We start from the raw sequence: 14031 nt of genomic DNA, 5'->3' as shown, positions 1-14031 counted from the left end.
CAGGTCCGTTCACGGACAGCGGGCTCGCCGGCTGACGGCCTTCGCTGGAGCACAGGTGTGCTCCTACAGGTCGGTCCAGGGCCGGGGTTGGCCGCCGGCCAGGGGTGCCCATACGTCGGCGGTGGGCGCGTGTTCTTCGAGGTCTTCCAGCACGGCTGCCGCCAGCGGCACTTCGCGTGCGAGGGCGGCGACGAGGGGGTGCTGGGCGGCCATGGCCTGAAGGTCTTTGATGCGGTTGTGAAGGACGTACCGGGAGGCTCCGGTGAGGACGAACAGCACGCGGGGGAAGACGGGGTACCAGCGCAGCCATATCGCGCCGGTGCCTGCCTGGTGCCTGAGGGTGTGCCGGCGTCCGATGTGCTGCGGCTCGTAGGACCACAGGCGGGCGTAGTCGATGAGTTTGGCAGCGAGGCGTTCGCTGCTCATGGTGGAGCGGTCGACCTCGATGAAGGCCCGCAGCTTGGTGCGCTCCTGGTCGTCGATGAGGGTGTAGTGCATGACGGCGTCCGCGATGAGCTTCTCGCTGTCGCCGATCGGGTGGGAGACCTCGGGCGTCCAGTCCAGGTGGCCGTGTTCGTCGCCCCGGCGGCGGGCGTCGGCGACGAAGGCGAGATGGGTGCGGACCACGGTCAGTGTGTGCGGCGTCTTCAGTGAGGCGGCTGCCGCCGAGGTGACCGGGTAGGGGGGCCGGCCGCGCAGGCCGGGCCAGTCGCGGGTGAGGCGGGCGCCTTCGCTGGTGAGGTACCAGGCCCGCAGCCCGCTGGACTGCGGCAGCACAATGCAGTCCACCAGGCCGGCGCGGCGCAGCTTGCTCAGCGGCGTAGCGACGATCTGGCGTGCCACGCCGGGCCGCAGGAGCTCATGGAGTTGTTGTGTGGTGGCCATCCGGTGCAGGGCCAGCGCGGCCAACAGTTGGTGCGGCAAGGGTTCCACCGGGCTGGGAGTTGCCTCGGACAGTGTCGGGTGGGAAGCGGTGGTGCTCATCGGTATCCCTTCTGCTGGTCGTGCGGTCGCACGGACCGGGCGGGGGCCTGTTGGGTGAGGAAGTCGCTCACGCGTTGCTGCTGGGCGGCGGCGGTGGCGGTGAGCCGGCCAAGAGGGAGGGCTCGGGCCGTGTCCCGGGCGGCGCGTTCGAGGTCCGCGACGACATGGGGGCGGGCGTGGTCGGCGAACACCTCGTCCAGGTGGGGGCCGGTGATCTGCACGGGGCCGATGCGGCGGCCGTGGACGGTCAGCAGCATGTAGTGCTCGAACCGGTCGAGCGCGGCTACCTCGGCGGGGCTGGGGTTGTCCCCCCATTCGGCGGTGATCGGCGCGATGGCGGCCTGGGAGCCGGCGGTGGAGGCGAGCGTGGAGGCGTTCTGGGTGAGGGACATGCGGACCGCGGCGGGCAGGCGGCCCAGCAGCTGGGTCATGCCGTGGACGTGGACCCGGTACTTACGGAAGTCCTCGAACATTGCCGCGATGGTTTCCGGGGCGGCGCCGGTGAGAGTGATCAGTTCGTCGAAGTACAGGCGGTAGGGGCGTCGTTGCTGTTCGGGGGTGTCGCGGCGAGAGCGCACGGCCCGCAGCAGATCCCGCGCGATGAGGGCGGTCAGCAGCCGGTCTGTAGGCCCGTTCCCGGCCGGGCACACCCACACGATGAGCTGGTTGTCCATGGCCGCCCGGCTGTTGTAGACGCCACAGGGCTGGCCGAGGAAGGCGCGGGTGGCGGGGTTCGCGGCGAGCCGGGCGAGCGGGTTGAGGACGACACCGAACGCGTCTACGGGCAGGGCCGGGAAGACGGTCGCCCACCAGGAACGGGTCTCCTCGTCCAACTGTGCCCGGACGGCGGCGAGCGCGACGGCCCGGAAGCCGGGGTCGGTGAGCAGGGCCCGCACCTGGAATAGGGTGGCCTGATTCTCAGGCTGCCCCGCCTGGCAGGCCGACTGGTTGACGGCGGCCAGGACGGTCAGCGCGGCCGTGAAGATCGTCAGCGCGCGGGGAGCCGTGGCGTCGTCCCAGCCCATGACGGAGGCGAACGCGTCGGTGACCGCCTCGACCACCTCGTGGGCTGCCTGGCCGTGCTGCATGGACAGGGGATTCCAGGAACTCAGCCGGGCAGCCGGTGTCGAGGCGTTGAGGTCGATCAGCGCGATGCGCTGCATCAGCGGTTCGTGCGCGAGAAACGGGGCGGCGCGCGGCCAGGAGTCGCGGTGCGGGTCGACGAACATCAGCCCGCCGCCGGCGTGAGCCCATCCGATCGCCTGCGCCAGCGCGCGTTCCGTCTTACCGCCTCCCGCCTTGCCGACCGCGCACTCGAAAAGGGTCTCTGCCGCATGGGTGGCGACCAGCCGCCGCCGTCCGTCCGGCCCGCGGTACAGGCCCTGCAACAACACCTGCGGATTGCCGAAGGCGAAGGTGGGCAGGTCAGATGCGAGCAGCGGCAGCCGGCAATGCACGGTCGGGGGCTTGAGCAGGCCGGTGAGTTCCTCCAGACGCACCCAGTTCGCGCGCGGCGGCCGGCACTGCCCCAGATTCCAGCGGCGCTCGAAACCGGCCCGGGTGGGCCAGTGGTCGGCGCCGATCCGCCACGGTCCCAGCCGCCAGCCGCGCATCGCCCACCTGGAGCGCCCGCCGAACACATCCAACGCGGCCTGGAGTTGAGCGAGCCGGGCCTGTGGGCGGCCTTCGATGTGGGACGCGCACGTCACCAGCAGCTGCACCCGCACCAGATGGTCGTCCTCGGCGAGCTTGCCCAGCGCCTCGGCCGGCTCCACCCGGCGCGGCACCGGCGGCATCACCAGCCTGCGCCCCGACCCGTTGGCCCGTGCCGTGCTGCTGAGAAGCTGCTGCACCTGCCAGCCCAGGGAGTCCTCGATCCCGCCGGCGTCCCGGCGCAGCCAGCGCGCGGCCCGCTGGGCCTCGCGGTGCTCGGCGCGGCGCGCGGCACTGAGCAGCTGCACACGGCGCGCCCGCAGCACCCACTTCGGGGCGCGCTGGATATCCAGCCGGATCTCGGCCAGGTCCCCGAGCTCGGCGCGCAGATCGGCCACCGCATCGACGAGCGGCTGGAGCGGGTCCGGGGCCAGCGGCACCTCACGCAGCGGTGCGATCGTGCTGCCCCGCAGGAGGAACTCGGCCCGCACCATGTGCGCGCGGGGCTTGTCGACGATCGGACGGCCGCGGCTGACGGTGACGCCCGGCCCGAAGGGGGTGATGGACAACAGCCGTTCGCCGCCGGCGGGGCCCTCGATGCGGTAGCGCAGCGGCGCGCTGCCGTCCGCGCGCAACCGGATCTGCACCGCCTTGGACCGGCGCGGCGCCCACCACGGCATCGCGGTGGACGCGCGGGCCAACTGCACGCCGCGGCGGAAGATCTCCTCCAGACCCGGATCGAAGTGCCGGGCGGGAACAAGCTCCAGCGCCATCCGCTCGGCCGAGACCTTCCTGGCAAGGCGACGCACCACCGCCTCACCCGCACCCCACATCAGGGCGATGGCCACGCAGAGCAGCCACCAGTGACCGAAGAACCAGCCGGCACCTTGAGCCAGGCCAGTGAGCAGACCAAGCGCCCGGCCGACCAGCGGCTCGCCAGCCTGGCCGGTCACATGCGGGGCCGCGGAATCCACCTGACTCCTCCCTTCCTGTCCGAGGCGGTGGTGCGGGTGAAGTACAGGTCGGTGATGCGGCCGTCGGCGTAGGTACCGCCGCGGTCCGTACCCGCCCACACCAGATGCACCACCGCGCGGTTCTCGTCGCCGTCCTTGCGGGCAATGACGGCCTGAATGCGGACGCCGGCAGGGGCGACGGCCGGCGCGAGGACCTGCTCTGGGCCACCGAAGAAGGCGGGCCACTGATCGCGGCCGGTCCCGGTGGCGTCGGCACGCAGCAGGTCACGGCCAGCCGAGACCAACTGCCACTCGTCGTGCGCTGTGAGGTCCGCAGGCCACGCTGTCTCCAGCGCCTGCTGGATGGCGCGGTCCCCGGCCACACCCTCGCCGTGCGGCGGCAGCACCGGCGTGGAAGCCGCATGCGCTGTATGTGCGGAGGGCGTTGGTGAGGGATCCACGCTGCGCGGCAGCACCAGCAACATCACACCGGCGATGGTCAGAACCAGCGTGGTGATCAGCAGCAGGCGCGGTGAGTGCGGGGGAGTCGTCACAGCAGCCGCACTCCCCCCGCATAGCCCGACATGGCGTTCACGGAGTCCAGCCGTACGACGGTCCCCGGGCGGGCAGCGTTGATCATTTGGCCGCGGCCGGTGTAAATGCCGACGTGATGGATCGTGGAATCGCGGCCCGGGGCGTATGCGTAGAAGACCAGATCGCCTGGCTTGAGCGCACCGGTGCCGAGGCGTGCGGGGATCCGCCGGCCCATCCCGGCCTGCGCGGCCGCCGTGCGCGGCAGGCGGACACCGGCCTTGGCGTAGGCGTAGGTCGTCAGCCCCGAGCAGTCGAAGCCTTTGATGCCGGTGCCGCTCTTGCCGTTGGGGGAGCAGCAGATCCCGTACGACGGGCCGCTTGCGTTGCCGCCGCCCCACGAGTAGGGGACGCCGCGCTGGGCGAGCGCGGCCTCGATGACGGTGCGGACCCCGCCCGAGACGTCGGTCAGGTTGGGGTCTTGGGCGGCTGCGGTGTAGTGGTCGATCCAGCCCAGCACATTCGCTACGTACGTCGCAGAGTGGTTGTACTGGAAGACGGCCTCCTTGAGTTGGTCCCGCTGTGTCAGGTCGCGGCCCTGGCCGCACTGGTAGAGAGCGGCGCCGAGGGCGGCGTCGTCGGCGTTGTGCGGGTCGGCGGTTTGGTCACCGCTGGCGTCCTGGCCGACGGACGTCCAGGTGGAGGGCAGGAACTGGAAGGGGCCAACAGCGCGTTCCCCGCTCGCCGTGCCGTCGTAGCGGCCGTTGTCGGTGTCGGGGAGGACGGTGGTATTGCCTCCCTGGCCGGAGCCGTTGAGGAGCACCCCGTAGATCTTGGGGCGGATGTCGCCGCCTGCGGTGATGGTCCGTCCGATGGCGTGGTTGGACTCGACCTTGGCGATCCCTGCGAGGATCGGCCAGCGCATCCCCTGGCACTTCGGGACGTGCCGCTCGACCTGTTGGACGGCCTTCTTGTAGGCGGTCAGCATCCGGGCAGGGATGTCGGCGGCGCTGCCTCCCTCGACGATGCCTCCGCCGTCGGGCGTGCCTGCCTTGAGCGCGACGTATGCGCTGATCGCGTTGCCTACGGGTGCGGCGCAGCACACCGCGGCGAACAGCAACGCGGCCATGACGCACCCCCACAGCGCCATCCGGCGCCTGGGCCCGCTCACTCCTGCTCACCGGCCTGGTCGTCATGCCTCCATTGGGCCCGCAGTTGCCGCAGCGCGTCCGCCTGCCGCCGCCGCTCCTGCGACCGTTCGCCTTGGTCGTCATCCGGACTGTCGGGTGCTTCCTGCGACTGGGGTGGCTCACCTTGCATGGCCCGCGCGAGCGCGGGATCGACACGCGCCACGCTGTCGATGGTTCGGCGCCGCAGTTCCGCGGGGTCGTTCAGCAAGCGCTGCAGCGCCTGGCCCGGGGGAGCGGAGGGGGTGGGCCGTGACGTGGTGCCAGTGCGGGGGGTGGGTGGTTGTGCGGAGGGATGGGCACCGGTGGTGGCGGTCGGTGAGGCGGTTCCGCGGCTGGTGGTGGCCGGGCTGCTGGTGAGGCGACGGGTTTTGGTGAAGGGGCCCGGTCCGCCGCGGTCGTCGGTGTTCTCCCGCAGCGTCTGGGCGACGTGGCGTCCTGTGGTGCCCCAGGCGCGGGTGTCCTCGCTCAGGGTGTTGCCCCACACCCGCACTTGCTGGCGCACGTCCTGGGAGAAACGGGATCCTCCCGCCCCGGCCCGGCGCACGCTTCCGGGCAGGCCGGCCGTCGCGCCGTACACGGCCCGGCCGCCGCGGTGCAGGATGCGGTAGCCGCGGAAACGCACCAGCCGGTTGTGGGCGCGGGTGGACAGCAGCGTGCGGTCGGCGTGCTGATCGTGCAGGACCTGTCCGGTGGCGCGGTCGACGATCTGACCGTCCTCATCGCGGTACCGGTCAGGCGGGCCACCGGGCCGCCACGGCCCCTGGCCAGAACCCTCGCCGCCCGCAGCGCCACCCGGGCCGCCCGAGCCGACGTCTCCGTCAGCGGTGGGCTTGCGCCACTTGGCCAGCTGTTCGCGGTCCGGTCGGCGCCCGATCAGCAGCCAGTGCCCGCCCTTGGCGCCAAGGCGTGCGCCCAGTCCGCCCACCGCAGCCGCGGCGGTGAGCGGCGCGAGTCCGCGCCCGGCTTCCGCGCCTGCGTCCGCGAGCACACGGCCGGTGTCCACCGGCAGGCCCGTGCCGTCGGTGAGCGAGGCCAGCGCGCCCATCAGCCGCTGGCGGGTGCCGAGAATCCCGTACCGGCCGCCGCTCCCGCCCCCGGTGAACGTGCGCAGACCGCCGCCGTAACCGCCCATCGCTGCGGGGGAGTTCATGGCGAGCGCGGCACCGAGCTCTGAGGTGTCGCCGGGCAGATGAGTTCCGCCGATTTTGGCGTAGCGCATCCGCATCGCCATGCGGTGCCCGAACGAGGTGACTCCGGCCAGCAGTCTGCGGTGACCTGCCGCACCGACGATGGCGAGGACGTCGATGAGCAGAATCCGTTCCACCATCAGATCGGGGCCGTTGGTGATGGTGGCATCCACGGCGATCCCGAAGAACGGCACGAACGCGCAGATCCCCACCACGGCCAGGACCGCGATGCCCCACAGCGACAGCCACTTCCACACCGACTGGCGCGCGGGGCCGGGCAGCATGCCCGCGACGAACGCAACACCGCCGCACGCCGCGGCCGCGGCGCAGATGCCCTGGGCGCCGAGCAGGACCACCGCGCTGGACAGGAGCATGCCGCAGATGAACAGCGCGCCGATCAGCAGCAGCGCCGCACCGCCGATGCGCCACCAGGTGGGCTGCTCGGCGTAGGCGGCACACGCCTTGCCGACGTCCCCGGCCTCCTTCAGATCGTCAAGGAACGCCTGGAACTCCTGGTCCTCCTCGCTGACCACCGCGTGGGCGGAGTCCAGCAACTCACCCCCGGGCGTCAGCGACGGCAACTCGCCACGCTCGCCTGCATCGCCGGTATCGTCCATGCAGTAGTCCTTGGCCGGACCGTGGAGCAGGCTGCACGCGCCCTCCCGGTCTTCCTCCTTCGACTTGGCGGCGTCATATCCGCCGGTGACCCACTTCAGGTGCACGGCGTAGGCTTCACGGTCGGCCTTCTTCGCCGGGTCGAGGATGCGTCCGTACTGAAGCAGCATGTACGGCTTGACGATCAGCGCGTTGCTGATCGAGTCCTGGAGGGGGCGGGCGATGTCGGTGGAGGACACCGGCTGTTCGGCTTCCCGCTCCAGGCATCTGATCTCGGCGTTGCCGGCCAGGTCGGTGCAGGGTCCCAGACCGGCGAGCTCGCCGCCCCAGTCGTAGGAGTTGACGCTCTGCTGGGCGACTTCGGCGGCCACCTGCTGGGACTGGCCCAGCGGACCGTCCTCGGCGAGGAGAACGTCGGGGCGGACGAAGGCCGAGGCCGCGAGGGCGCCGATGAGCAGGGTGAGGAAGATTTCGCCCAGACCGCGGCCGACCCGTCCGCGCACGATCATGAATCCGGCGAACACGAACGCCCACGCCAGCAGCAGCCCCTTCAGCCCGAGAGTGTCGACCACGACGTAGTCGTAGGTGTCGGCGACCTTCTGCGCCGGCCGGGTCAGGATCGTCAGCAGTGGGAACCGGAAGGCGACCTCGATCGCCCAGCCTGCCAGGCCGACCAGCAGCCGGATCAGGGTGAACAGTCCGGACAGACCGAAGGCGAGGGCTTGGGTTTCGAAGCTGATGATGGAGCCGCCCTCGGCATTGAGTTCGTAGCCGTTGATGGGCACGCCCTCGGAGGAGGTGATGTTCAGCGGGGCGAGCAGGTCCCCGGTCTCGCTGTTGCTGCCTGCCGCATAGACGACCTGGCTGTTGACCATGACGAACACGCCGGTGAGCAGCACGAGGACGCCGGCCGACCGGAGTGTGGCGCGGTCTGGAGGCAGCATCTCAAGCCCGCCTTCTCCCAGTTGCGCCCCGGTACCGCCACACCACGAGGCCTGTGACCGCGGCACCGGCTGGCAGCAGCCTCCACGCCGCACCGGCAGAGCTTGGTTGGTTGGCAGAGGTGCTCGTCGTGGAGGCTTGCGCGCAGTGGTTCTTGGCTGGTCCTGCGATCAGGTCACAGGGCTCGTGGTCCAGGGCGTGGGTGCCGGTGGTGAAGGCTTGTCCGGTGGGAGGCCACCCCGAGTCCGGCAGGCCCAGCCCAAGGGCGAGGATGACGACGCCGGCGATGACGGCAAGCACGGTGGGGAAGCTCGCGGCCGCGCGGATGAGCCGGGTGCGGTCCCAGGAGGATGACGGCATCAGACGTTCTCCCTCGGGCGGTCATCCACGGCCTCTCCGGCGGCAGGCACGGTTGGCGGGCCCGTGTTCGTGCGGCGTCCCGGCGTGGTGGTGATGGAGGCGGTGATACGTGGGATGCGGGGGATGGTGACCTTGATACGGCCGGTGTTCTGCCGCGGGCAGGTCAGCAGGAACTCGCCTTCCCGGCCGCGCTGTCCCACGGGGGACAGGCCGGTGGTCACGAGCCGTACCAGCACGGGGTCGTCCGGGTCGAGGCCGATGAATTCCAGGCCGTGGCGGGCGCGTTCGCGGTTGGTGGTGCGGGCGAGTGCGCGGTAGGCCATCAGGCCGCGATCGGGGCCGAGTTCTTGGGCGTCGTGCGAGCCGGCCAGGAGTCCGGCGCCGTGCTTGCGGCCGTCGTGGAGGATTTCGTGGACCAGGGCGGTGCCCTCGGCGGAGGAGGTGAGCCAGTACAGCTCGTCCAGGACCACCTGAGTGAACCGCTCGGGGTCCTCGAACGCGGTCTGCCGGGCGATCGCGGCGATCAGATACAGCACCGCGCGCCCGATCAGCGCCTCCAGCGGCTGCTGTTGCAGTACTTCGGGCTTGTCGAACGCCGCCTTGGGTGGCAGTTTCAGCCCGGTGGTGGTGATGACGATCATGTCGGTGGTGCTGGAGGCATCGAGCCGTACCGGCGGCAGCGTGGGGTCGAAGACCATCCGGGCCAGGGGGTTGGTGGCGACGACGCGGATGAGGCCGGCGAGGGTGGAGGCCGCGTCCTTCCGCCTGCCCACCTCGCTCGCGGCCATGTCCTTTAGGACTTGAAGCACGCGGTGCATGGACGGCTGCTCATCCGCGGCGGCCTGTTCGACGGCGTGGTGGAGGACTTCCCCGTGGGTGCTCATCGGCCCGATGCCGAGCTGGAGGGTGAGATAGGACAGGGCGTAGTGGCGGCCTTCGGGGCCGTCGAACATGCGCAGCGGGTCGATGGACACTGCCGCGCGGGCGGCGTCGATGATCTGCACGCGGCCCTCGGCCGCGGTGCGGGCGAAGGTGGCCCATTCGCGGACGGGTGTGCGGTCGATGCAGATCGCGCAGCCGCCGCGCGCCCACACCGCTTCCGCGACCAGCTTCTGGAGCACGCTCTTCCCGGCACCGAGGTCCCCGACGATGCCCATGGAGGCGGAGGCATCCACCTTGGGCGCGTCCGCCACGTTGATCATGACGGGGCGGGTGGTGCCCGCATCCAGGTCGAGGCCGAGGAACATCCCGTTGGGGTCGCCGACCTCCGAGGCGGTGAAGGCGCCGCTCAGCGCCCAGTCCTCGGAGACCTGGTGCTGGGTGAACTCCCGCACCACACCTGGCCGTACGGTGCCGGGCAGCCCGAGGGTGAACAGGGCCTGCTGTAGGCCCGCCGGGCGCACGGCCCGGTAGTCGGCGCCGGCGAGCAGCGCGGCCAGCGCGCGGGCCCGGGCGTCGCAGAGTGCGGCGGTCGGCCCCCAGACCGTGAGGACGGTGACGGACTGCACCTCGACCTCGACCGAGGTGCGGGACAGCCGGGCGTCCAGCTCGCCGAGGTCGCGGGCGGCCTCGGTGAGGGAGGCGGGCATGCCGGTGGGGCGGGCGTCGTACTGGTCGGCCTGGTCGATCAACTCGTTCTTCTTGCGTCGCACCTGGTCGCGGGCCTTCTCCGCGGGCACCAGGGTCAGGTCGATGGTGTAGTCGACGGGAAAGTCCAGTGCCTCCAGCTGGGCGAACAGGTCGGCGGCGTCCTGGCTGACCGCCGGCGGACACTCGGCCAGCGCCAACTGCGCCTGATACCCCACCCCTGCGCCGGTCTCGACCTGTAGCCACCGCCGCGCCAGCGGCGAGCCGGTGTTGATCCGCCACCAGGCCGTGCGGCCCGACCGCGGGAGCTGGCCCGCGTTCTTGAGCTCGCCGACGTCGTCGAGGCCGGGGTCGATCCCGCCTTCCTGTAGGCGGACCTGGCCGAGGTCGGCGTAGCTCGGGGAGCGCAGCACACTGTCACGGATCTGCCCCGCATACAGCTCGCTGGTCTCGGCTTCGGCGAGCAGGGGTTCCGCGAGGCCGCGGTGCAGGGCGTGCTGGACCATCCACACGATCTCCGCCGGGCGGGCCGGACGGAAGGCGATGCCGCCGGCGAGCGCGGCCTCCACCCGGGCAGCCTGCTCGCGGCAGGCGGCCACCTCGCGCCGTGCCACCGGCACCGGGCGCATGCCCAGCACCGGCGCGATCCCCGCCCACGCCGCACTGAGGGACGCCGACACCTGCCAGCCCGCGGTCTCGGACTTGAGGGGTATGGCCAGCCACAGGGTGCGGCGGTGCATCTCCTGGCCGTCCAGGAGATCCAGGGCGGCCTCGACGTTCTCCACCCAGGGGTGCTGGCCAACACCAGGTGTCTGCTCGGCCGGCTCGATGCCCTCGATCATCCGGAGGGCGATCTCACCCGGGTCGACCTGCGCGCACAGGCCGAACAGCCGAGGCGCCCCGGACAGAGACCGCACCAAGTGCGTGACCTTGGCGAGCTGCTCGTCGCGCACGGCGGCGGGCACATGAGTGCCCTGGACGGTCTCCTCACGCCGACCGTGCGGGTCCGGGCCGGGGTGCAGGCGGTAGAGGGCCCACACGCTGCCCTGCGCCGACCACACCAGATGCCCGGCGATGTGACGGATCGGAACCCTCACCGCGTACCCCCTTGCCGGGCGAGCGTGAGGAGCTGCTGCACACCCGACACCGGCCCCGCGGGCACGGCGGGAGCAGCTGGTGTGGCGCGGAGGCACGCCGGCGAGCCACCGGCGGCCGGCCCAGGCAGCGGCGTCCGAGGGGCAGTCTGCCGAGTCGCAAGGGCTTCCTCAGCGGAGTCCGGCGAGGGCGCGTCCTCGATGGTGAATCCGCCCAACAGCGGCCGGGGAGCGCGGTCGCGGGCGGCCCGGCCACCGATCCGCCCTCCCCTCGGCTGCCAGAGGAGCAGTACCCAGCCCAGCGCCGCCTGGCCCGGGGCGCGGCCCCGGATCTTCGGTCGGCGTACCGCCCAGATTGCCAGCACCCACGCGACGATGGGGACCGGCCCCAGCCACGACCACCAGCTGATCGTTTTGACCAGGAGGAAACCGCCGCCAACAGCGAGGGCGATCTGGGCGGGGGTGTACGGGCCGAGGGGGATCTTCCAGTCCGCGACCTTCCCCAGCACCCAGGGGTGGCGGCGGGCGGCGGTGTAGAAGCGGCCCACCCGTGGCGCCGCCGCGGTCACAGCCGGCCCCCGACACCCAAGTGGCCACCGAAAGCGGGGAGTTCGGATTGGAAAATGCCGGGGACGGCGGGTGCACCCTTGGCCGGGTTCTTCACCTCGTCCTCGAACATGTCCGCCAGGTCCTGGCGGGACTCGTACAAGCCGAGCGCGACGATCATCAGCAGGAGCGCGCCGATACCGGCCTTCACGCTGAACTTCTGCATCATGATGATGACGACCAGGACGATCAGGCCGGCCTGGAGGCCTTTGGCGCCCCAGTCCTGGAACATGGCGAGCCAGGAATCGCCGAGGTCGTCGAGCTTGCCCGCGAACAGCAGGGAGTCTCCGCCCATCATCAGCGCTCACCCCCGCCCTGACCGGTACCGGCTTCAAGGCGTGCGATGTCCCAGCGCCCGGAGCCGGCCGTGAGCGCGAGTTCGTAGGCAAGCGGCCACCGGCCGTCCGCGTCGCGGGCTTCCACCTGAGCAAGAACCCGGACCCGCGTGCCGTCTTGCGGTACCTGCCCGGCGGCAGCGGCCTCCTCGACGGCGGAGACCCGCTGCACGGAGACGGCCGTATAGGGGGCGGGGGACACCGGCGCAAGGCTCACGCCGGGGGCGAGGTAGCGGTCCACCTCCCCGGAGCCGGTGAGGTACGCCGTCAGGAACTCCCCGACCGTGGACGCCAGATCGCCCTCCGGGACACCGACGCCGTAGGGCGATGCCGGCACCTGTGCCTGGGACGGGCCGGCCACCACGCTGGGCGCGCCGGTCACCGTGAACGAGGCACCTGCCGGATCGGCGGCCACCGGTACGGCGTAGTAACGCACCCGCCCGTCCGGGTATTGCGCAGCCACCGTCACCGACCATGCACCGTCCGCGCGCTGCGCACTGCGCACCACCGTCACGGTCTCCGCCGTCGGCTGCGCATCGGCCGCGGGGTCGGGCAGGGCGACGTCCGGGCCCATCGACTGCGCACGACGTGCCTGCGCAGTCGAGGCGTCATCCGCGCTGCTGCGCAACCACGAGCTGACGAACAACTGCGCATAGCCGCCCGGGTCGGCGGCCACCGCCGTAGTGCGCATGGAGGTGGGCTTGGCCGAAGTGGCCGCTTGGACCGTGTCCCGGCTGGAGGCCAGGGCGATGGCCAGGGCGACGGGGCCGGCCGCGATGACCGTCCAGATGGCCAGGCGCGAGACCCGGACGCGGCGCCGCATTGCCTCCAGCCGGGCGCCGGCCGCCATCGGAGCCGCAGCCTCGCGCTTGGAGCCCGAGGCGTGCTTACCAGGAGACATAGTCAAACTCCCAGGTCAGAAAAGGATGTTGCTGACCTGGAGACAACCCTCCGACCCCGACCCGACCACCGACCACCAGACCCCCACCAAGGTCACGGTGGGGACACGAAGTCCATGGTTGGGGTCATGGTGGGCCCGACCACGGTCCAGACGGGAACTGACCGAGGCCATCGTGTCCACCCACGGACCCCGGGGCCGGCGGCCGTTCGGTGAACTGCGGCCTGCCTGGCCGCGAGGCCTCACAGCGATGCGCAGACGGGCAGCGCCGGGGCACGGCCGGTATCTGCGCAGCGCGCCACCGGCCCTGCGCACCGAGAAGACCCGACACGTCGCACCGCACTGCGCAGTGATGGCGCACCGTCCGGCTGCGCAGGACCTGCCACCGGTTGTTGCACAGCCGCAGTGCGCAACGCCCGCGCCGCGCTGCCCAGTCGGGCGTGCACCCCGGAGCGCGGGGCCGGACACGCATGGTCGGCCCGACCATGACCCCCACCACGGCGGTTGGACGGCCCCGTTTCCGGATCGTGACCGATGGTCGGGGCTCTTGGCCGCCGGTCTGGTCGGGGCCGGTGGATGAGCTGACGGCATGGATCACACGCCCCCGCGCACCCAGAGCCGGCGATCGCCAAGCGTCGCCGATCCGGTGGCGCCTCCAGCCCCCACGCGGCCCGCTTCCGGGACGAGGCAGTGAGCCCTCTTGGGGCGGTGGTCCGCCGCGGGGCGATGGCGGCGGATCGGTTCACCCAGATCCCCGACGGCTGTTCTGTGCCGTTCGGCTCTCCTACCGAGCCAAGGGCTCAAGCAGCTGGAGCGGCACGGATTCCCCTGCCACCGGCGTGGGCGGAAGCCCGACAGCAGGCCAGGCCAGGCGCCGTTTGCCGGGGCCGGTCAGTGCCTGCTGAAGGACACGGCCGGCCTGCGCCAGAACCAGGACATGCACTCGGCCTCAGTCGCCTCATCGCCGGGCACGACTGATGGTCCAGCGCGTCGGCCAAGTCGCGCAGACCGTCGACCGCACTCGTGCCGATTCGGCTTGGGGCACGGCCGACCAGCCCCGTGGTGGCGAAGGCCCGTTGGGCCTGACGTCCGCCCG

General features: G+C 71.7%; 9 protein-coding genes. All 9 read right to left on the bottom strand.

Translation table 11 applies throughout. The features are described from left to right. Positions 1 to 63 precede the first annotated feature (63 nt). The 9 genes from BN159_RS01995 to BN159_RS01950 all read right to left on the bottom strand — a co-directional run bounded on the left by BN159_RS01995 (position 64) and on the right by BN159_RS01950 (position 12938). A complete protein-coding gene (locus BN159_RS01995) occupies positions 64 to 984 on the bottom strand; it encodes a replication-relaxation family protein (protein WP_015655207.1) in 921 nt (306 codons plus the stop codon). Continuing rightward, complete coding sequence (locus BN159_RS01990) at positions 981 to 3611, bottom strand: hypothetical protein (protein ID WP_015655206.1); 2631 nt, start codon at positions 3609 to 3611, stop codon at positions 981 to 983. Before BN159_RS01990 ends, BN159_RS01995 begins: the two co-directional genes overlap by 4 nt. After that, entirely contained in the window at positions 3587 to 4144 is a 558-nt protein-coding gene (locus BN159_RS01985; protein ID WP_015655205.1) for a hypothetical protein, read from the bottom strand. The genes BN159_RS01990 and BN159_RS01985 overlap by 25 nt, the downstream gene beginning before the upstream one ends. Next, positions 4141 to 5292: a C40 family peptidase gene (locus BN159_RS01980; protein WP_231905561.1), complete on the bottom strand. Its 1152-nt coding sequence runs from the start codon at positions 5290 to 5292 to the stop codon at positions 4141 to 4143. The genes BN159_RS01985 and BN159_RS01980 overlap by 4 nt, the downstream gene beginning before the upstream one ends. Further along, positions 5289 to 8057: a hypothetical protein gene (locus BN159_RS01975; RefSeq protein WP_015655203.1), complete on the bottom strand. Its 2769-nt coding sequence runs from the start codon at positions 8055 to 8057 to the stop codon at positions 5289 to 5291. Before BN159_RS01975 ends, BN159_RS01980 begins: the two co-directional genes overlap by 4 nt. Positions 8058 to 8414: 357 nt before the next feature. After that, complete coding sequence (locus tag BN159_RS01965) at positions 8415 to 11099, bottom strand: ATP-binding protein (protein ID WP_015655201.1); 2685 nt, start codon at positions 11097 to 11099, stop codon at positions 8415 to 8417. Then, the gene (locus tag BN159_RS01960) at positions 11096 to 11665 is read right to left on the bottom strand and encodes a hypothetical protein (protein WP_015655200.1); all 570 of its coding nucleotides are present in this window, start codon (positions 11663 to 11665) and stop codon (positions 11096 to 11098) included. Before BN159_RS01960 ends, BN159_RS01965 begins: the two co-directional genes overlap by 4 nt. After that, entirely contained in the window at positions 11662 to 12000 is a 339-nt protein-coding gene (locus BN159_RS01955) for a hypothetical protein (RefSeq protein ID WP_015655199.1), read from the bottom strand. Before BN159_RS01955 ends, BN159_RS01960 begins: the two co-directional genes overlap by 4 nt. Beyond that, the gene (locus BN159_RS01950; protein ID WP_015655198.1) at positions 12000 to 12938 is read right to left on the bottom strand and encodes a conjugal transfer protein; all 939 of its coding nucleotides are present in this window, start codon (positions 12936 to 12938) and stop codon (positions 12000 to 12002) included. Before BN159_RS01950 ends, BN159_RS01955 begins: the two co-directional genes overlap by 1 nt. Positions 12939 to 14031: the final 1093 nt, after the last annotated feature.

It is taken from the genome of Streptomyces davaonensis JCM 4913 (genome assembly GCF_000349325.1).
Classification (GTDB): Bacteria; Actinomycetota; Actinomycetes; order Streptomycetales; family Streptomycetaceae; genus Streptomyces; species Streptomyces davaonensis.
This window is presented reverse-complemented; position numbering and strand designations above follow the sequence as displayed.

Bases quoted from the DNA above. Each gene is read 5' to 3' on its own strand.
- BN159_RS01995 (WP_015655207.1), bottom strand. From the start codon at position 984: ATGAGCACCACCGCTTCCCACCCGACACTGTCCGAGGCAACTCCCAGC.
- BN159_RS01975 (WP_015655203.1), bottom strand. From the start codon at position 8,057: ATGCTGCCTCCAGACCGCGCCACACTCCGGTCGGCCGGCGTCCTCGTG.
- BN159_RS01955 (WP_015655199.1), bottom strand. From the start codon at position 12,000: ATGATGGGCGGAGACTCCCTGCTGTTCGCGGGCAAGCTCGACGACCTC.
- BN159_RS01950 (WP_015655198.1), bottom strand. From the start codon at position 12,938: ATGTCTCCTGGTAAGCACGCCTCGGGCTCCAAGCGCGAGGCTGCGGCT.